17 protein-coding genes are annotated in these 18481 nt (G+C 38.5%); 8 read left to right on the forward strand and 9 right to left on the reverse strand.

Annotated elements, in window-relative coordinates:
- Positions 1-131 precede the first annotated feature (131 nt).
- The 3 genes from PO903_RS21415 to PO903_RS21425 all read right to left on the reverse strand — a co-directional run bounded on the left by PO903_RS21415 (position 132) and on the right by PO903_RS21425 (position 3614).
- Positions 132-1757, reverse strand: a complete 1626-nt coding sequence (locus PO903_RS21415) for a DUF1593 domain-containing protein (RefSeq protein ID WP_273594517.1) — start codon at positions 1755-1757, stop codon at positions 132-134.
- Between the two features lie 228 nt (positions 1758-1985).
- Positions 1986-2729: a TerC family protein gene (locus PO903_RS21420; protein ID WP_069329978.1), complete on the reverse strand. Its 744-nt coding sequence runs from the start codon at positions 2727-2729 to the stop codon at positions 1986-1988.
- 474 nt (positions 2730-3203) lie between these two features.
- Positions 3204-3614 (reverse strand): DoxX family protein, encoded by a 411-nt coding sequence (locus PO903_RS21425; protein WP_069329979.1) that lies wholly within the window; start codon positions 3612-3614, stop codon positions 3204-3206.
- Positions 3615-3829: 215 nt separating this feature from the next.
- Between PO903_RS21425 and PO903_RS21430 the strand changes: the two genes are divergently transcribed.
- Together PO903_RS21430 and PO903_RS21435 are read left to right on the forward strand one after the other, a co-directional pair.
- Complete coding sequence (locus tag PO903_RS21430; protein WP_069329980.1) at positions 3830-4360, forward strand: helix-turn-helix domain-containing protein; 531 nt, start codon at positions 3830-3832, stop codon at positions 4358-4360.
- A 170-nt stretch (positions 4361-4530) separates the two neighbouring features.
- On the forward strand, positions 4531-5160 hold the full coding sequence (locus PO903_RS21435; RefSeq protein WP_069329981.1) for a YfbR-like 5'-deoxynucleotidase: 630 nt from the start codon (positions 4531-4533) through the stop codon (positions 5158-5160).
- A gap of 67 nt (positions 5161-5227) precedes the next feature.
- On the opposite strand, the gene PO903_RS21440 is transcribed toward PO903_RS21435, so the two are convergent.
- From PO903_RS21440 to PO903_RS21455, 4 genes are all read right to left on the reverse strand, one after another.
- The gene (locus tag PO903_RS21440; RefSeq protein ID WP_273594518.1) at positions 5228-5689 is read right to left on the reverse strand and encodes a hypothetical protein; all 462 of its coding nucleotides are present in this window, start codon (positions 5687-5689) and stop codon (positions 5228-5230) included.
- Positions 5690-5729: 40 nt separating this feature from the next.
- On the reverse strand, positions 5730-7043 hold the full coding sequence (locus PO903_RS21445) for a WD40 repeat domain-containing protein (RefSeq protein WP_273594519.1): 1314 nt from the start codon (positions 7041-7043) through the stop codon (positions 5730-5732).
- A gap of 151 nt (positions 7044-7194) precedes the next feature.
- Positions 7195-7506: a hypothetical protein gene (locus tag PO903_RS21450; protein WP_273594520.1), complete on the reverse strand. Its 312-nt coding sequence runs from the start codon at positions 7504-7506 to the stop codon at positions 7195-7197.
- Positions 7507-7661: 155 nt separating this feature from the next.
- A complete protein-coding gene (locus PO903_RS21455; protein WP_273594521.1) occupies positions 7662-7877 on the reverse strand; it encodes a MerR family transcriptional regulator in 216 nt (71 codons plus the stop codon).
- Positions 7878-8540: 663 nt separating this feature from the next.
- On the opposite strand from PO903_RS21455, the gene PO903_RS21460 reads away from it, so the two are divergent.
- Positions 8541-11372, forward strand: a complete 2832-nt coding sequence (locus PO903_RS21460) for a hypothetical protein (protein WP_273594522.1) — start codon at positions 8541-8543, stop codon at positions 11370-11372.
- A gap of 21 nt (positions 11373-11393) precedes the next feature.
- Entirely contained in the window at positions 11394-11945 is a 552-nt protein-coding gene (locus PO903_RS21465; protein WP_137223445.1) for a hypothetical protein, read from the forward strand.
- A gap of 602 nt (positions 11946-12547) precedes the next feature.
- Here PO903_RS21465 and PO903_RS21470 read toward each other — a convergent pair.
- A complete protein-coding gene (locus PO903_RS21470; protein ID WP_273594523.1) occupies positions 12548-13189 on the reverse strand; it encodes a cell wall hydrolase in 642 nt (213 codons plus the stop codon).
- Between the two features lie 329 nt (positions 13190-13518).
- On the opposite strand from PO903_RS21470, the gene PO903_RS21475 reads away from it, so the two are divergent.
- Positions 13519-14400 carry a PhzF family phenazine biosynthesis protein gene (locus PO903_RS21475; protein WP_273594524.1) on the forward strand — a complete coding sequence of 294 codons (882 nt, stop codon included), beginning with the start codon at positions 13519-13521 and terminating at the stop codon, positions 14398-14400.
- Here the strand turns inward: PO903_RS21475 and PO903_RS21480 are convergent.
- Positions 14378-15058 (reverse strand): alpha/beta hydrolase, encoded by a 681-nt coding sequence (locus PO903_RS21480; protein ID WP_273594525.1) that lies wholly within the window; start codon positions 15056-15058, stop codon positions 14378-14380. The two genes, PO903_RS21475 and PO903_RS21480, sit on opposite strands and share 23 nt — an antisense overlap.
- A gap of 92 nt (positions 15059-15150) precedes the next feature.
- Between PO903_RS21480 and PO903_RS21485 the strand changes: the two genes are divergently transcribed.
- The 3 genes from PO903_RS21485 (at position 15151) to PO903_RS21495 (ending at position 18306) form a co-directional block, all read left to right on the forward strand.
- Positions 15151-15942: an exodeoxyribonuclease III gene (locus PO903_RS21485; RefSeq protein ID WP_273594526.1), complete on the forward strand. Its 792-nt coding sequence runs from the start codon at positions 15151-15153 to the stop codon at positions 15940-15942.
- Positions 15943-15985: 43 nt separating this feature from the next.
- Entirely contained in the window at positions 15986-17188 is a 1203-nt protein-coding gene (locus PO903_RS21490; RefSeq protein WP_273594527.1) for a PstS family phosphate ABC transporter substrate-binding protein, read from the forward strand.
- Positions 17189-17322: 134 nt separating this feature from the next.
- Complete coding sequence (locus tag PO903_RS21495) at positions 17323-18306, forward strand: ABC transporter substrate-binding protein (protein WP_273594528.1); 984 nt, start codon at positions 17323-17325, stop codon at positions 18304-18306.
- The last annotated feature ends 175 nt before the right edge of the window (positions 18307-18481 follow it).

Below are 18481 nucleotides of genomic sequence, written 5' to 3' on the forward strand. Positions count from 1 at the left end.
CACTTAATGCTATTTAAACAAGCAAATGATTCTAAATTATTGATCTGTATATTATTACGGCTGGAAAGGTCTATTATCGCACAGAATAAGCCCACGATAAACGTGGGCTTGGTCATACTGATCAAATCATTTTATTGTACTGTAATAATCACACGCTGATAATGTTTGAGTTGATGTTTGCCATGATCTTGTACTTCAGCAATGATATGAATCGTATCGCCTGATTGGGCATCTGTTGGAACGGTGAAGCTTACCGTATTTGTATCTTTACCTGCTAAAGCAATGGTATCTACTTGTTCACCTGTCGCTAATTGTTGATGAAGTCCAAGCTGTAGGTCGCCTGCCATATTCGGTTCTACTTTTTCTGGTGTCCCTTTGAAGTCTTGATAAGTATCAGCTTCAAAATATCTCCACCATTGGTATGTCAATTTGTCGCCATCAGGGTCTGTTCCTTCGGCATGTAACGTCATCGTTTGCCCCGGCGTAGCTGTAAGGTCTAATCCTTCTTTAATTGTTAATGTAGGATTATGATTCGCGTCTGCATATTGATCTGCTATAGCCCAATCTGCACGAGCTGCAAAATCATTTTGAATATCATTAAACCAGCGCATTAATGAATATTCAGCTTCATATTGCTTAGTATAGATATCATAATCAAGAACGGTGTTGCGGTACAACGTATCACTTACTTGTCCAAATCGACCACCCCATCCTCCATAGCTAGGATCTTCCATACTACGTAGACCATTATCGATTAGATAGAAGAACGAAGGAGAATCCCCTTCTGAAATAAAATCGTACTTTTTGTACTGTGGATTTTTGGCTAGATACTCTGCACTACCACGTTGTTCTTCTGCAACTTCCCCATCGATCATTTTGCCATCGCCCATCAGTGCATACATATCCAGCAATGTACCATGATCTTTCTGAATATGTTCCACATTCCATGCCCCTTGCAATTTATCATTCACTTTATCGGTATGCATTTTCCAAGCATACGCAAAATGCCAGAAATTCGATTGGTCATTGATAATACGAATGTTGGGCCACTTTTTGGCAATATAATTGTTATAGCTATCATCTTGATCCAAAATAATATACAAGACTAACTTATCACTTACTTTTTTCTGAATATCTGCCCACTCCGCTGTATCTTTATATTTTTCTTCAATCGATTGGAGTGCTCTTGCTGTCGTATTGGTTCCACCCCATGTCTGTACATATAGATTGCGCTCATCATCGTCTAAAAATAACTGTTCTAGAAATGTAGAGCCTTCGGTTACTTTTTTCATTTCGCCTTTATCTGAAATATTACCGATCTTGGTCACACTGCGAATATAGTCAGGAGTAGGATAACCTTCTGCCTGTTGACTTAAGTTCGGATAAATCTCTTCATAAGCATCCGTCATATCCGATACCCACTGTGTTCCTGTCCAGCGGAAAGGCTTAATTCCCGCTTGTTTGTCTCCTGCATAATGATACATAGAACTGGTTAATACAACGCCTTCCAGATCCATTTCATTCGCATAGAGTAAAAAGCGAATGACCGAGTTCATATCATCCACCTCACCATCGGTAGTGATGACTGTTCGAGCTTTAGACGATTGATTTGGGGCAGGCGTAGCGACTGTAGTCTGTGTATCTGAATTCGTCTGCTGCTTGGTTCCTGCTTGAGGTTGTGCTTGAGTACAAGCCGTTAATATCCATACACATAGTAGACTAACTATTCCCACTTTGAGCCATTTTTCTTTTTTCATGATAAGTCCCCTTTTCTAATTGCTCATCAGATACCATGACTGAGAACGAAAAAAAACCTAAATACATGTAGCACCCCATACGTGTGGGCGATACATATACTTAGGTTTTGCCTGCATTATCAGTCACAATCCGTATCCGTACAATAGCATGTTCATTTCTAAATGTAAACGGTTTATATCTAGATAATAAAAAAAACTCCTCTGTCGTTATGACAAAGGAGTTCTTGATTATACTTTAGCTTTATTTACACGAATACGGTTGATTACAAATGTAATTGCGAATACAACAACCAGAAGAACAAAGAATGTAGCATGTCCCATATGGTAAATACCTGCTGTATCTAGAATCATTTTAAGTCCGATAATAGCGATTAAGATAAATGCTGCATTTTCAAGTTCAGGAATTTTATCCATCAATTTCAGGATAAAGCCAGCAACTAGACGCATCATCAAGATACCCAATAGTCCACCCGCAATCAGAATCCACGGGTTAGGTGATACAGCAAATGCTGCTAGAATGGAATCAATAGAGAATGCGATATCCATCATTTCAACAGTAATGATTGTACGAACAAAAAGGCTCATACCTGTCTTAGCAAGTAATTTCTGTAAACCGCCTTCTTCTTCACCTTCATCATCGCCATCTTTACTTTTGAATTTATCCCAAAAGTGTTTAATCGCGATCCAGAGAAGATAAGCCGCACCGATATATTTGACCCATGCGATCTGCACGAGGTAAATACCGACTCCGATAGCAATGATCCGGAAAACGTAAGCTCCCCATAGACCATACAATAATGCTTTTTTACGTTGATGCGCAGGCAATTTGTTAACGATTGCTGCTAGAACCAACGCATTATCTGCGGATAGCAGACCTTCGATAATGACAAGGGATAAAATAAAGCCCCAGCCTACAGGTGTTGCGAATGCTTCTAAAAATGTACTCATTTCAAACAAATGACTATACGTCATTACCGCACAACCCTCTCTCTTTTTTCTGGTATGTTTAAAAAAATCAGATGAAGAAAGATATGATTCATTCTTCGATCTAGCACACTCTATTTATATTCGTGATTCCTATAAAACCATAAATATACTACATATTTCCTTATTGTCAATCTGCCGACATGAAAAATTATATCATATAAACATGATTAGCCAAGTATAAAAAATGAATATATTCTGCTATTGTTTTGGGCGAACAAAATAGAGTTAAAGCTGATTGGTTATTCAAATGATCTTTTTTACATATAAGAAATGCAACTTTTTGAATAATACGTTGTAGCCGGGTAAATGGTTTCTTTTTTATTTAAAAAAGAATATGTATACCTTTTTTTCGAAGATTATGTATATCGGATAGAAGCTATATACAGCTAAAAACCTCTATAACCATATTGCTATGATCACAGAGGTTTTTGATAAAGATGAGGGTTACGCTACATTTAATTAGCGATTTGTTGACGACTTTTTAAATAACAATCCGTCTACTGACCAGCTTCTTGTATTTGCTACAGCTAGATAGAGCGCAATCACAATATAAGCGATATCTAATTCGTAGCCTGCCATTTGACCATTGCCCATTAGACCAGCAGATAACTTCGCTGTAAAAATAGCACCTAACAGAATAATAATAAATACGATTGAGATATAACGTGTCAATAAACCAATAATCAACATAATACCTCCAACCACTTCGATCGTACCTACAACGTAAGCCATAAATCCTGGAATGCCTAGACTTTCAAAAAATCCAGCTACATTTCCAAAGCCCATTTGTACTTTACTCATACCATGTGCCAGGAACAAAATTCCTAATACGACTCTCATAATAGTTGTAACGACGTTAATTTTCATCATTATACATCTCCTTTTATATTCTAATAGTTACTTTTATACTGTAACTTTTATTTTGTAACTATAAAGCAATACAAACAGAACTGTCAACAAAAATATTATTATTATCAATAAAATATTTCTATAACTAATAAAAAACAATGGTTTTAGTTGCTATATTTAATTACTTGTTGTTACAATAACTCATAATATAATGTAAAGAAATGCGGGGTTATATAATGAATATAGGAGCTATGATTCGTTCGATTCGGAAGCGTAAAAATATAACGATTGCAGAAATATGTAAAGAAACCGGACTATCCCAAGGATTCATGAGTCAGGTAGAAACGAACAAAACTTCTCCTTCGATCAATACATTGGAACATATAGCACAGACGCTTCAAGTGCCTTTAAGCTATTTACTGTTACAGCAAGAAGAACGGATGCAAGTGATTCGCAAAGAAGAACGTGAATTGACTTCAAGCGGCCCTGACCAGCTGAAAGTCTCTCATCTGGGTCATACCTCGAATATGCGAATGATGTTAGTGGAAGTTCCTCCAGGAGCTTCGACAGGAGAAGTGCCGATGGCGCACAAAGGAGAAGAAGTTCATCTTGTGGTTAAAGGAACGATTTATGCAGAACAAGGTGAAGATCAATTTGAATTGCATGAAGGTGATTCATTTAGTTGGAATGCTTCTGTCCCTCATCGGGTTAAAAATATCGGGGAAGATACGGCTGTTGTTCTTATCTCAGTGTACAAAGAGAAATAAATTGTAGATCATAACCATTTATTTCATACTGCGTTAATACCCTACTAACATATGAACATTATAATTTAGCTTATCAATACTCTTGCTGAATATTTACATTTTTTTGTGAAATGAATGTAAGTGTTCATCAAAATCTACTACTTTGATGTAGCTAAAGGATGGCTTATATTATGGGAATTCATGCGTATTTTAGATCACTTAATGAATTGGAACGCATTATTCGTTGCCCGGGTAAATTTAAGTTCGAAGAACACAGTGTATCTGCTCATTCATGGAAAGTGGTGCAGTATGCCAAAACACTAGCAGATATTGAAGAAAAACATGGTGTCACTGTCGATTGGAAAAAGTTATATGAGATTACCAGTAGTCATGATTATGGCGAAATCTTTATTGGAGATATCAAAACACCGGTGAAGCACTCTTCGATGGAACTGCGTAAGCTGATCCAACAAGTCGAAGAAGGCATGGTACAGCATTTTATCGAGGAACATATTCCGGAAGATTTCAAAGCGATATTCCGTCAACAATTACGTGAAGGTAAAGATGAATCGGTTGAAGGTTTGATTTTGGAAGTTGCGGATAAAATGGATCAGGTGTATGAAGCTTTTGCAGAGTTACAACGTGGCAATACGGAAAAAGAATTTATTGTGATGTATCGTAATGCACTGGTCAAAATTAAGCATATCAAACTGCATTGTGTTGATTATTTCCTTGAAGAGATTTTGCCGGATATGGTGAATGAAGAATCATTGTCTCCGATTGATATCAAACGCATTACAGAAGAAGCACTGGCGTTATAATCCAGCACTTCCCCTGCTCTCTTACTTGTATGAGAGTTTTTTGCGTTGTATACATATAGCCATTCTATTACGTATAGGTAATACTTATCGAGGAACTAGCAGAACGAGGATCATAAGATGAGCTAATGCTGCCATAGTCTACCTTATATTCGATATAAGGATAGGGCTTAGAGCGCCGAACATCTGGTTCACGTTCTAGTTCTTGGCGGAGCAAAGCATCATGTTCTTGCTTGCGTTGCAACTCTTTCGCTTCCGTCCAATCGTCCCATGATGTACCATATTGATCATCGTCAATACTCATAATTACACTATCCAATACTGAATTTTTAAAACATAATGCTAACGAAAATAGTTTAGAGCAGATAGGAACATTGTGAAAAGAGTACCATACATAACCATTATTCATATCCCGAATTTCTGTAAAATAATCGCTATACCATTGAGATTGTAATACTTCTTCTAACGTCAGTACTGGATATATTGCTCGTTCTTGATTCACCTCTAATTCGCCTGCAATCCAATTGCTCATCAATAGACTCCTTTCTCTATACTGTACATCTTCACTTTGATTACCAGCGTAATGGGATTTGATCTTTCCAAAGAATCCAGCGACTGGTTTCACTTATCGGTGCTGTTCCAATGGTATATTCATCTCTTACTCCACTTTGTAGATCAATCCAATGTGCCATACCGCCATGCGTTCCTACAATTAACCACTTTTCATCAGAAGATACAACAACACCTACAATCGTACTGCCTACAAAATAACGCCATATTTCTTGTCCATCATAATCGATCAAGCGCAAGTATCCATAAGCATCGCCTACAATATTACCGGACGGCAATGAAGCTCCTGCATAGACACGCATTTCTTGATCCATCAATGGTAATTCGTCTTCTTCGTTGATCTCATCTTGTTGAATGTCTGTAAGATCAACTTTAATGGTTGCTCCATTATAAAAATGACAGGCATTGTACCAGACACTACGATTGTCGTGTGCAAATAAACTGTAATGCGGATAACTGGATGCCGGTTCGAATTTGTGTATTTTCTGCGTATATGTATCTAACAAGCAATGTTCACTCATCTGGCTACCATAAGCAATCCAGCGACTATCCAATGATACTGCGCCATGCGCCATATCCAGTGATATCGTTGTATACTCTTTTCCATACGATTCGATCTCTGCTAATTCAGGCGATAGTAAGACTGCTTGTTCTCCTTCAATTAGATAAATACCATATCCGCTAACTAGCAATACTTTGGTTCCTTGGGCAAATGGAATAATATCAATCAAAGTCTCAACCGGATAGATACTATCGGCGAGTGATTCCCAGCGCGATAATTTCTTTTTCAGGATCTGTTGAATATGTTCCCAGCTAAAATAAGCGGTATGATCTCCATTTAATAAAAGATCGGGGTTATGTACAACACTAATCCCTGCTGCCGTGACTTTGGCTATATATTGCTGGTCAGGAGATATACCTAGTCGAAGAATATTAGGAATTTCGATTAATTGCTCGCTGTTGGCTAAATACAACTTCGTATGCTCGCGTGTATTACCTGCTTGAACAATAGCATAATCCTGAATACATCCGATGGGACATACCGGTTGTAATTGCTCTTCAAAATGAGGCGTAATTGGTGAAGATGCGGGTGGAACTTGTTCATGTAGACGCTCTATATCATCAGCTTGATTAGCCGCTATAATCATTTCCATCACATCAGATGCCAATACAGGACGCTTGTCTTCTTCCGGTTCGTCTTGAGGTTCCTGCCAATCACTTGCTATACCAATACGTACAAATTCATTAATAGCATGCGCATACTTTTTACCTTCTTGTCTCCATTGTGATGCTACTTCTGGATGTAACCAATCCATACTACTCATCTCTCTTTCTATTCAGTATTTCTTATTATCTCAAAGTTCTACTCAAAATAAAAATAGCCCCAACGAGGATTAGGGCTAAATACAATATATATCGATCCTTTTGATAGCAACGACTCACAACGTTTTGTACCTCGCATTCGATTCACTTGAGGTGCAATCTAGGCTTGGCGTAGTCTTTGAATGCCTGAATAAACAAAGAAGGATCTTCACGAATCATATATGAAAATACACCTTTACGCGTATGCAAATAAAAGAAACCTTCCCCATCGCTAAATGTACGATAAGACATATCAAATACATCCAAAATAGCAAATTCTCGGCGATGAGTCGTTACTCGATCTTGATATAAAATAAGCATCCGTTCATCAATCCAATGCTGTTGTTCCAGTCCATCGCTTTTGCTCTCGATTTTGCGTTCGACTTTGTAATAAGGTTGTACTGCAATTTGATTCATTTCACCCCTCCTTAGCGAGAGAATACAAGTCTATTGTATCTATTACCCAAAGTATTCGGAATGACGAGAACAATATAATCACTTTAGCAGTAATCAAGTGGATACGACGATCAATGATAACACTGTCGCCATAAACAGATCGAACAACCCGCTGCCTATAAACGAGATGATGCAGGCGAATATAACGGCTTAGTCCGCTTTTGGCTACGATAAAAACCGCCTTGTTTCAGGATTTTTTTCTCCGTGGCAGTTGAGTGGTTTGTATCAGTGCTTCGCTTTTCATCGTTTCGTTCCAGTACGAGTTCTTCGTAATAACGAATCGTTCGTTTAGTAAGTCCCGTCTCTTGGGCGACTTTGTCGATTTCGAACACGTTGATGATGTCCCCTTTTCAAATATGGTAACTTTTATATATTTAATCATATACCTTAATAAATTTAACGTTATTGTTAAATTTAAAACAAATAAAAATTGCACCCGCACTGCGATACGCCAATACAGCAAACCATCCAGATATTTTGTTGGAGCCGTACGATTCAATGCCATTGTTCGGCATCGACTTGAAGCAGGCGATAAACACAGCCAGATAGGTATTGACCCTACACGAAAATGAACCAATGCTCATATACAAATAAAGCAGTCCGATTCCTCTCCTTATCTAGCGGTAAGAGATGTCGAACATATGGATCAGCACAAATTCCCGCGATGCGTGGTAATCTCGTGATACAGATCTATCCGGCGCTCCAATGCGCTACTTTCCTTCGCTAACTTTGTGACCTGATAATAAGCTTACGAAGGGCTCCAGTCCACCCATTGCTCCCTCTTGTTTAAACAAATGTTTATATTTTACTTTTGACACAAGAAAACTGCGAAAAAGCCTCTCTTTTCAATTTATTTAAATACTAAGTAATTAATTTAGTTATATTTATAATTATATTCTAAATTATGTATTATTTTCCTACTAAAATATGTATTAATAGATTACACTACATCGAGTTCATGTACGATTTTCAGATTCAAAAAAGGAGCAAAGTTCATGTCATTGATTAAAAAAGTCGTTTCACTTATGTTAGCTATGCTGATGATTACACAGATGGTTAATCTACCTGTACCTATGATTTCTGTTAGTTATGCAAGTTCATTACCAGATACAACTAGTGCTCAAGCCAAAATGATAAACTGGTTGGCAAAACAACAAGATAAACCTGAGTATGATATGAATATCCAATTTTCGAAGAACTATTCCGATTCATACTTGGGCGAAGTCACAGGTCATGTAGAAGTAGACAAATTAGCTTCCTCAGACTGGAAAGCTTATCCTTATATCGCTTTATCTAGCGCTTATACTATAGGAGAACCCTCTTCTATTCATGGAATATGGACAGATATCAGTAATCCAAGCGATTACAAAATCGCTGTATATGATAAAACAGATATTGAATATTTAAAAAAAGAAGTGTCTTTAAATTCTAATGGTACGTGGGATGCCGGAGAATTGACGCTTCGCGGAAATTTGTCAGTGCATCTTATGACGGCCGACGGAAAAATCGTTTGCAGTTTGGGCGATTCAAAAGTAAGTGTTAACTCGCAATACGAAGTTTGGGTATATGCTGTATCCGATGTACCGTATGTGCAAGCTAAAATCCCATTACGAAGAGATGGATCGTTTGTTTCCCAGCCGGTGCCTGTATTCAATGCTGACCGCGATATTGTGGATTATTATCCAACAGTACATAAAGGCACAAAAGTAGCTAGTTTGGTGAAAATCGATCATGGAGAAGTAATTACGTCTACAGAAATTCCAATTTATAATCTTGTACGCTCTTTCCAAGTTCCTAACGATGATCCTGATCGAATTGCCAACATCAATAGAAGAAGCTGGATTTATGATGATGCTCTTGCTGTTATCGCTTTTTCTATGGCCGGCAATCAAGACAGAGCATCAAAAATTTTATCATCTTTACAGGTTTTACAGGAAAATGACGGTTCTTTAGAGTTTGCATACGACGTTTATTCAGGCAAACTGGACACGGCTAAAAGATCCGGGGCAATAGCCTGGGTTGGATACGCAGCTGTTGTGTATGAAAAGTATTTCGCCGATTCAACCTATCGTCCCTTTTCCGAAAAAATCGCAAATTATTTACTTACTATGCAAGATAAATCGACTGGAAGTTTTAAAGGCGGTCCCGATGTAAATTGGTATTCAACAGAGCATAACATCGATTGCTATTTCTTTTTTCGAGATTTGTATGAATTGAGCAAAAACCCTGATTATTTTGATGCCGCAAAAGCAGTCCGCGATTCGCTCACAAAAAATCATTGGAAGGCATCCGAAAAGCGTTTTTATCAAGGATTGGGAGATGATGCTTATGCTTTGGATACAAGTTCATGGGGAGGGATTTTTGCCCATGCTATAGGCGATGAATCTATGGCACAAGCCTCAATGGATACCACAAATCAATTTTATTTAAGTGGTCAGACCCTGTCTGCTAGCACTGAAAAAAACTCATACAATACTTCTTTCGTTTCGCAGGCTTCATTATCCGGGTATAAACCTTACTTAAAAAGCTCATCGTATCCCGATGCACCTGATATCGTTTGGTCTGAAGGGACATGGGGAGTCATTGCATTGGGTTTGAGATTGAATCAAGATGTAAGTCCTTTGACTCAATCAATGCTGAATATGCAAGCGGCTAATCCTAGCGGAGCCATGGTTTATTCGAATAAAGGCTATGCTCCTTATCCTTATGAATTTCATGTCTGGTCTTCGGTCGCTGGTACAGCTTGGGGATACATGACACTTAAAAATTTCCGAGGATTCTGGGAAGAAGATTCAGGAACTTTTAAACAAGAGATCGAAGAACGCGAAGCAGAAGAGTTTGCTGAAGAAGTATTTCGGTTCTACTATCCTCCTTCTAGAGGTGATTCACCTTCATCATCTGCAAACACCAAAGTGACGCCTGAAGTCGCCCTAGAGGTTTTGAAAAATCTGTCCAAAGGCGAACCCGCGTGGAAGCCGGAACTTTCAAATAATGGAGGTTCGGCATTTTTTGTACTGGAAGGCAACCCCTATACTGGTATTGATAAAACGAAAGATTTTCAAATTGATGTTAAAATCAATATGCCGAAAGATGTGCTTGTTTTTGATGAGACTGCGTTACTTGAGATATATAATAAATATAAAGATGCTTCTAGGACTGAAGCCGAAACAAAAATTAAATCCTATAGATTACAACAAACAGGTAAAGCTATTGATGCAAAATTAAACTCAAAAGACATGAATTTAGTAGCAAAAACTCAGCATAAAATTGCGGAAAGATTAATGTGGAATGAAGTGGGAGAAAAAGTTAGACTCTCTACATCTAAAGTTGGAGAAGTTATACTAAATGGTAGCCTGTTTTCGAAAACAGGAAATGGTAAGTTTGCAATAGTCGCAGATGCTTCGAAAATTCAAGTTGACGGTGGGATTACAAACTTAACCAGACTTATCAAGGAACGCGGAATTGTAGCAGAACCTGCATTGATTGAATCTGCTGAAGCTTTAGCTAAATCGAATCAATGGACGGGAATCGTGAACAATGTTTTTCGTTATGGAGGTAAAGTATTAATTGTAGTAGGCGTAGGAGCTGATATTTACAAGGTTTATGTGGCAGAGGATAAAGTAAAAGCTATTGTTGAATCCACCGGAGGCTGGACAGGAGCAACTGCCTCAGCAACTGCTTTTGCGGCTTGGTGGGCACCTGCGGATGTAGCGGGACCTTGGGCATGGGCGGCACATGGAGTAGGAACGCTTGCAGCAGGAGGCGTGGGCTATTGGGTCGGATCTGAAACTTCGAGAACGATTTATGAACTTGTAGTAGAAGAATAATATGTTGAAAGGAGATTATGTATGCTAAGAAACGATAGAGATACAATTGTAGAGGTTCTTAAATATTTATGCGACGGACTTAGCCCATTCCAAAAAATGGATTCTGTTGAGGATTTTATTAAAATGCATACGGATGTCTACGATACTTTTGGAGACGATTCGTTCGATATTTTAATTGATATTTTATTACATCCTCCCGAGCTAGGACGTATTGATCCGAATGATTTTGAATACGAATTACAAGAAGCTCTTAGCGCGGTTGGACGTAGAAACCCTCGCTATGCTTTAGATACAATCGAGGATCTGCTCGGTATCAAAAGTATACGGCTTGTCCTGATCAATGTGATTGGTGGACTGAAAAATGAAAACGGTTTGTTTCTATTGGAGTCTTTATTGCAGCCGTCGGCAGAATCGGATCTCTTGGCGGAAGATGAACTCATAGGTGTGGCTTGTGCAGTCGATGAGATTAGAGGCGAGAAAGCTGTTGAACTTTTAGCAAAAATGAAAATAAGATATCGCAATCATTCATCTGATCTATTGGAATATATTGAAGATGGGTTAAACGGATATTAGAAGCTTGTTTTAAGTGATGAGGAAAAGCCCAATAGTTCTTCTCTTGAACTATCAACTTAGAGATGATGTCCTTGCTGGGCTTATCTGGAGCTGAGAAGCGACTATCCTCATGAATTCCTCTTTTTAGCATCTGAGCTGCTATCTTCTCTCCACGAGCCTTTCCGCTTCCTCAACGTAAAAAAGCCCCACCAGTTTGTCAGGCATACGCGGTATCAGCCCGTACAATCGAACGCCCAGACCGAAATAGCTTGGAATCTCAAGTTATTTCGGTCTGGGCGTTTCTATCATTCGTACAATCTCGCAAACAACTTTTTGGGGTCGATTCCGTGAGGCATCGACCAGTAATTTATGCTGACATTTCGATAATAGAATATTTTCCATTTTGTCATCGATCATCACATCCCTACTAATAAATGTTTAGATGTGATTAGAATAATATTTCCCTTCTTCCACTTAATAACCTATTCATTCAACATTTTGCAAAATAATATATCTTCTACCTACTCATCGACCTGAAGCCTAAAGCAAAAAGCCGCTTTGCTTTTCTACACATATAGAATCAGCAAAACGGCAATTAAATTATATTGTTTATCTCTATTGGATTAGTTCGTAAATGTATGTTGACCTAAAGAAATCACTTTAGGACGGGCAATACTCCAGCTAGACGTTGCAATCTTAGGATTGTAATAGTAAAGTGATCCGTTCGTTGGATCAACACCATTCAATGCTTGTCTTGCTGCATCATAAGCTCTCTGATTCGGTCTCATTCCGTATTGTCCATCTTGCACTGCTGTAAATTGTCCGGGTTGTAAAATAACAGCAGAGATCGAATTAGGGAATTGATTTGATTGCACACGATTCAACACGACTGCACCTACCGCAACTTGTCCACGGAATGATTCTCCACGAGCTTCAGCATAAATAATTTTAGCTAACATATTCAATGAGTGATTGTTGACTTTGCCTGACGGGTTAAGCCTTTTCATAGTTGCAGGGCCTACAACTCCGTCTGCTGTTAATCCATGATCTCTTTGGAAATTTTTAACGGCTTTGCTGGTAATTTGACCGTAATAACCGGTAACGCCAACATGAAAATATCCGCGTGAAGCCAGTTGCTCCTGTACCTGACTTACTTGTTCATTTTTCATACCTTGTGTCAGCATCAATGCATGGGCTGGCGTAGCCACCGTAGCTGTACCGAACAAACATGCACAAGATATAAGAAGAGCGGGTAATTTTTTCATCTTTTGAGATAACCTCCACTTTGATTTTCTGACCGGTTCCATATGCCGGGCTGTCCATCCGAGAGACGTTGATCCGCCTGAATCGAATATACACGCTCCAAACGGAGAATGTAACGCACTAAAGGAGTGGGACTAAGCTGTATTAAAGCATCGGTAGGATTCTAGCATATATTTTTGTGAATAGCAATTTAATTGCTAAAAAGATGAACGCAAACAATATAAAATACATTGTTCTGAACTTCTGCTATTACCTTATTACAGTCAAAATCTTTTCTTGAATCACTTTTGACTCATGATATACTTTCGTATATTGAGAAAGGGGATTGAGAATGGATATTGAAGTGTATACTTTAAATGCTTTTTCCTATCAAGAACAAGGCGGTAATCCTGCGGGTGTTGTGCTGGATGCCAGTCATTTATCGACCGCACAAATGCAGCATATTGCGCACCAGTTAGGCTTTTCAGAGACTGCTTTTATCCTGCCTTCTACAGTCGCTGATTATCACATTCGTTATTTTACACCAAATCATGAAGTGGATCTATGTGGTCATGCTACGATTGCTAGTTTTTATTTGATGGTGAATCAGCAACATATTCGCCCTGGCAAATATCAGATTGAGACGTTAGTAGGACGATTGGACGTACATATTCAAGATGATCATTATGTATTTTTAACACAGACATTACCTCAATTTGATATCGAAATCGACCGTCATGAGATTGCAGATTCGTTAGGGATTTCTGTATCTGAATTAAGTGTAGATTTACCTGTTCAGATCGTATCTACAGGATTGCGAGATCTGATGATCCCTATTCGTTCGTTAACTACATTACAACGCATAGAGCCTAATTTGGAGCAGATCAAAAACATTTCACAAAAGTATGATGTTGTCGGTTATCACTTATTTACACTGGATACAACGGGTGATGCTATCGCACAATGTCGTAACTTTGCTCCACTGTATGATATTCCAGAAGAAAGTGCTACAGGTACTTCTACAGGAGCATTAATATGCTATCTCCATCAGCATAACTCTATTCCATTCACAGCTACTGCACCTTTTATTTTTGAACAAGGGTATACGATGAATTTACCTTCCCGCCTGCTAACCACACTACAACTGAATACTCAAGGATCGATCGAAAGTGTACAAGTAGGTGGTCTAGCAGCAAACATTCAGAAGTGTTCTATTCATCTACCTGAGGAATAGAGTGAGTCTTGATCCAGTTGTAAATAGCTGTAAAACCTATATGTTTATGTGCTGCATAACAGACCAAATGTCCACTATCTGGTATCATCACCAATTGAGTATCAGAGGTGCCTAGATGTTGGGCTAGATAAGCAGCACTTTTGGGTTTGACTAAATGATCAGCATCTCCCTGTACAATTAGTGCAGGGATTTTGATCTGAGGATAAATAGCGAATGATTCATGAACAATCCGGTAAAATTCGCGTGTCGCTTTGGAAGGCACAACAAAGAAATTGCGAATATAAGCTTTCACCATAGGCCAGCGATATAGTGTACGAATAATCTGCTGTGGATTGAGCGGGAAAACAGGTGTAGACAGCATCGTCAAAGAGCAGATACGATCTGGATATTTAACAGCCAAATGAGCTGCTATTAATGATCCTGTTGAAAAGCCAATAAGATGTATTTTAGAATATGTAGTTAGCAATAGGTTTAATTGTATTTCAGCACTGTCGATCCAATCATAACGATCAGTATTACGGAGATCGGTTTTACTGCCACCATGCCCTTTTAACGTAAACATTTTCACTAGATAACCTTGTTGTGCTAAATATTCAGCTAATGGAGATACTTCATGTTCTCCTCCGGTAAATCCGTGGATTAATAAGCATACTTTCATAATGAGCTCCTTTGGTGTTGGTAATGCTAGATTCTTATCATAACTGGTTATGGTACACTATGAAAAGTCTGACAAAGGAGAATAACTTACTTATGAAATTAATATCTTGGAATGTAAATGGACTGCGTGCAGCAGTTAAAAAAGGATTTAACGAGTATTTCGACCTTATGAATGCTGATATTTTCTGTATTCAAGAGTCTAAATTACAAGCGGGACAGATTGAAATGGATCATGGAGATCGTTACCATCAATACTGGAATTACGCGGTCAAAAAAGGATACTCCGGTACAGCTATTTTTACTAAAGTGAAGCCTCTATCTGTGTATTACGGTATAGAAGAAAATGCTGAAGAAGAAGGTCGTATGATCACACTGGAATTTCAGAATTTTTATCTGGTTAATGTGTATACGCCTAATGCCAAGCGTGATCTGACACGCCTACCGTATCGCTTAGAATGGGAAAATCGGTTCCGACACTATGTTCAGCAACTGGATCAGCTTAAGCCGGTTATTATCTGTGGTGATCTGAATGTCGCTCATCTCGATATTGATGTCAAAAATGCCAAGTCCAATCATGGCAATTCAGGCTTTACGACCGAAGAACGCGGTAAAATGACCGAATTATTGAATGCAGGCTTTATGGATACATTCCGTTATTTCTATCCGGATACGACCGATGTGTATAGCTGGTGGTCTTATATGTCCAAAGTACGTGAACGTAATATCGGCTGGCGTATCGATTATTTTCTAGCTTCTGAACGTCTTGCTCCTTATCTTATCGATGCTTCAATTGATCATCAGATTATGGGTAGTGATCATTGCCCGATTATGTTAGAGATCAATGATTTTCCAGAGTTGCCTGCACATCATGCTGTACAATCCTAGATTCTAGAATAGAAGAGCAAGCTACGTTAAAGGAGGATTTGTGTTGAAAGAAGACAAAGCAGATCATTTATTTAAAAGCTTTGGAGCGATTCTGGCGATTTTATTTTTAGCTTTTGTAGGATTGATTGTTGTTGCTTTATTCAGCAATTCACAGCCTTTTTATATTCCGTTTATTTTTGTCCTAGCAGGTGCGATGATCATTGCAGTGATTTTGAGCAATATTCAGTCGATTGCTCGTCATCGCTTTTTTCCATTAGCTATCAAAATCAGTCTTGGTTTATTTGTACTAACAGCTGTCGGTTATCATATTCATCGTGCGTATGATCAACATTTAATTGTGAGTGAACAGGATGTCAATGTCGATGATTATCGCCCTTTTGCTGATCATACTAAAGTGGTCACATTAGATAAACCTTCAACCTATACCCTAACTGCTCAGGATCAATTACCTGTATTAGATGGTGCAACCGCTCTGTATCCACTTTATTCTGCTTTTGTCAGAGCTGTCTATCCAGCTAACGATTATAAGCCTAATGATAAAAAAAGTAGTGTTCGAATGACAGGAACAGGTCAAGCATACAAACACTTAATTCATCATCGTGTAGATATGATCTTTGCCGCAGCTCCATCGAAAGAACAAGAAAAATTAGCTCAAGCTAAAGGATTACAATTAAATATGCAACCGATCGGACGCGAAGCTTTTGTATTTTTTGTACATAAAAATAATCCGGTACATAGCTTAACTTCTGCACAGATCAAGCAAATCTATACAGGTGAAATCACCAATTGGCAACAAGTTGGAGGCAATAATGATCCGATTCGTGCTTTTCAACGTCCTGAAGATAGTGGTAGTCAAGCGATGTTACGGCGCTGGATGGGTGATCAATCACCGATGACTCCAATTGTAGACGATGTAGCATCAGGTATGGGTGGAATTATGGAACAGACTGCTGATTATCGAAATTACAAAAATGCGATTGGATATTCTTTTCACTATTTTGCCACCCAAATGAATGCTAACGATGATATCCGTCTGCTCGCTGTAGATGGCGTATATCCAGATGAAGCATCGATTCGTAATGAAAATTATCCTATTATTACTCCTTTTTATGCGATTACAGCTTCGGATCGTACAGCAAAAGATTCAACGGATACAGCGAATCCTAATATTCAACCTTTTTTAAATTGGATCTTGTCCGAGCAAGGTCAACAATTAGTAAGAAAAACAGGATATTTTCCGATCTGATCCTAGGTTGACGTTATATTTCTAAGAAAATGTTGCAAATCTCTTTATTTTTCGTTGTGATGGTATACATTTAAAGCTATACTAGCGATGAGGATGATAATCATTTTCAACAACTTGGTGGAGGGAATATACACATGAACCGTAAGCATACTTACTCAGCAACCCTTATTTTATTATTAAGCGTGGGACTTTTATTAAGTGCTTGTTCTTCAGGCACATCTACACCAGCACCCGCAACAAGTACTGAAAATACAGCAACCACAGAGTCGATTCCTACAGAGCGTACACTAACCGATGCAATAGGAAATGTAGTCAAAGTACCTGCAAATCCACAGCGTGTCTTGGCTTCGTATTTGGAAGATCCTTTAGTGGCTTTGGGAGTAACACCTGTTGCACAATGGGCAATCGGTGAAGGAAATACACAAGGTTATTTGCAAAAACAATTAGCTAACGTTCCTCCTATCGATTCCACTCTTCCTTATGAAGCGGTACTGAATACTAATCCTGATCTGATCTTGATGGATAGCGCTGAAATGGTAGCTGGCGACAAATATGCTCAATACAATCAGATCGCACCGACTTATGTGGTCGGCAAAAAGCAAAATAACGATTGGCGAGAAGAATTACTCACTATAGGTGATGTACTTGGCAAAAGCAATGAAGCCAAAAAAGTGTTAGTGGATTATGAAGCCAAAGCCAAAACAGCAAAAGACCAACTGCAACAACAGATTGGTAACGAATCAGCGGCTGCGTTATGGGTGACAGGTAAAAATATCTATGTGGTAAGTCGTAACTTATCCAGTGGAGATGTACTTTATAACGATCTGGGCTTAAAAGCTCCTGCGGTTGTAGAGGAAATTTCCAAATCAGGTGAAGCAAACTGGCAAGCCATTTCGTTAGAAAAATTAACTGATCTGGATGCTGATTATTTATTTTTGATTAACAGTACCGAACAATCCAAAGAAGAAATCACTAGCCCTGCGGTATGGCAAAATATTCCGGCAGTCAAAAAAGGTCATGTCTATGATTTCAGTGCAGATTCAAGCTGGTTGTACACCGGTGCGATCGCTAACGGTCAAATCATCGACGATGTACTGGCAAGTGTACTTCAAAAATAATAAAAAAGAGGAAGCAGAATTATTCTGTTTCCTCTTTTTTTGTCTATCTAGATAGAGTCAAATCGATGTTACTAGCTACCGAGTTAGCAACTGCATATTAAATTCATTTCTCATGCTTACATTCTGGTGTAATATAGATAGTCTGAACGAACGATATATATAGAGTGTGTGTATT

It is taken from the genome of Paenibacillus sp. PK4536, from assembly GCF_028594455.2.
GTDB lineage: Bacteria > Bacillota > Bacilli > Paenibacillales > Paenibacillaceae > Saccharibacillus > Saccharibacillus nuruki.

What these genes read in the sequence shown, in the direction of transcription:
- PO903_RS21415 (WP_273594517.1), bottom strand. Translation starts at nt 1,757, where the DNA reads ATGAAAAAAGAAAAATGGCTCAAAGTGGGAATAGTTAGTCTACTATGT.
- PO903_RS21420 (WP_069329978.1), bottom strand. Translation starts at nt 2,729, where the DNA reads ATGACGTATAGTCATTTGTTTGAAATGAGTACATTTTTAGAAGCATTC.
- PO903_RS21425 (WP_069329979.1), bottom strand. Translation starts at nt 3,614, where the DNA reads ATGATGAAAATTAACGTCGTTACAACTATTATGAGAGTCGTATTAGGA.
- PO903_RS21430 (WP_069329980.1), top strand. Translation starts at nt 3,830, where the DNA reads ATGAATATAGGAGCTATGATTCGTTCGATTCGGAAGCGTAAAAATATA.
- PO903_RS21435 (WP_069329981.1), top strand. Translation starts at nt 4,531, where the DNA reads ATGGGAATTCATGCGTATTTTAGATCACTTAATGAATTGGAACGCATT.
- PO903_RS21440 (WP_273594518.1), bottom strand. Translation starts at nt 5,689, where the DNA reads ATGAGCAATTGGATTGCAGGCGAATTAGAGGTGAATCAAGAACGAGCA.
- PO903_RS21445 (WP_273594519.1), bottom strand. Translation starts at nt 7,043, where the DNA reads ATGGATTGGTTACATCCAGAAGTAGCATCACAATGGAGACAAGAAGGT.
- PO903_RS21450 (WP_273594520.1), bottom strand. Translation starts at nt 7,506, where the DNA reads ATGAATCAAATTGCAGTACAACCTTATTACAAAGTCGAACGCAAAATC.
- PO903_RS21460 (WP_273594522.1), top strand. Translation starts at nt 8,541, where the DNA reads ATGTCATTGATTAAAAAAGTCGTTTCACTTATGTTAGCTATGCTGATG.
- PO903_RS21465 (WP_137223445.1), top strand. Translation starts at nt 11,394, where the DNA reads ATGCTAAGAAACGATAGAGATACAATTGTAGAGGTTCTTAAATATTTA.
- PO903_RS21470 (WP_273594523.1), bottom strand. Translation starts at nt 13,189, where the DNA reads ATGAAAAAATTACCCGCTCTTCTTATATCTTGTGCATGTTTGTTCGGT.
- PO903_RS21475 (WP_273594524.1), top strand. Translation starts at nt 13,519, where the DNA reads ATGGATATTGAAGTGTATACTTTAAATGCTTTTTCCTATCAAGAACAA.
- PO903_RS21480 (WP_273594525.1), bottom strand. Translation starts at nt 15,058, where the DNA reads ATGAAAGTATGCTTATTAATCCACGGATTTACCGGAGGAGAACATGAA.
- PO903_RS21485 (WP_273594526.1), top strand. Translation starts at nt 15,151, where the DNA reads ATGAAATTAATATCTTGGAATGTAAATGGACTGCGTGCAGCAGTTAAA.
- PO903_RS21495 (WP_273594528.1), top strand. Translation starts at nt 17,323, where the DNA reads ATGAACCGTAAGCATACTTACTCAGCAACCCTTATTTTATTATTAAGC.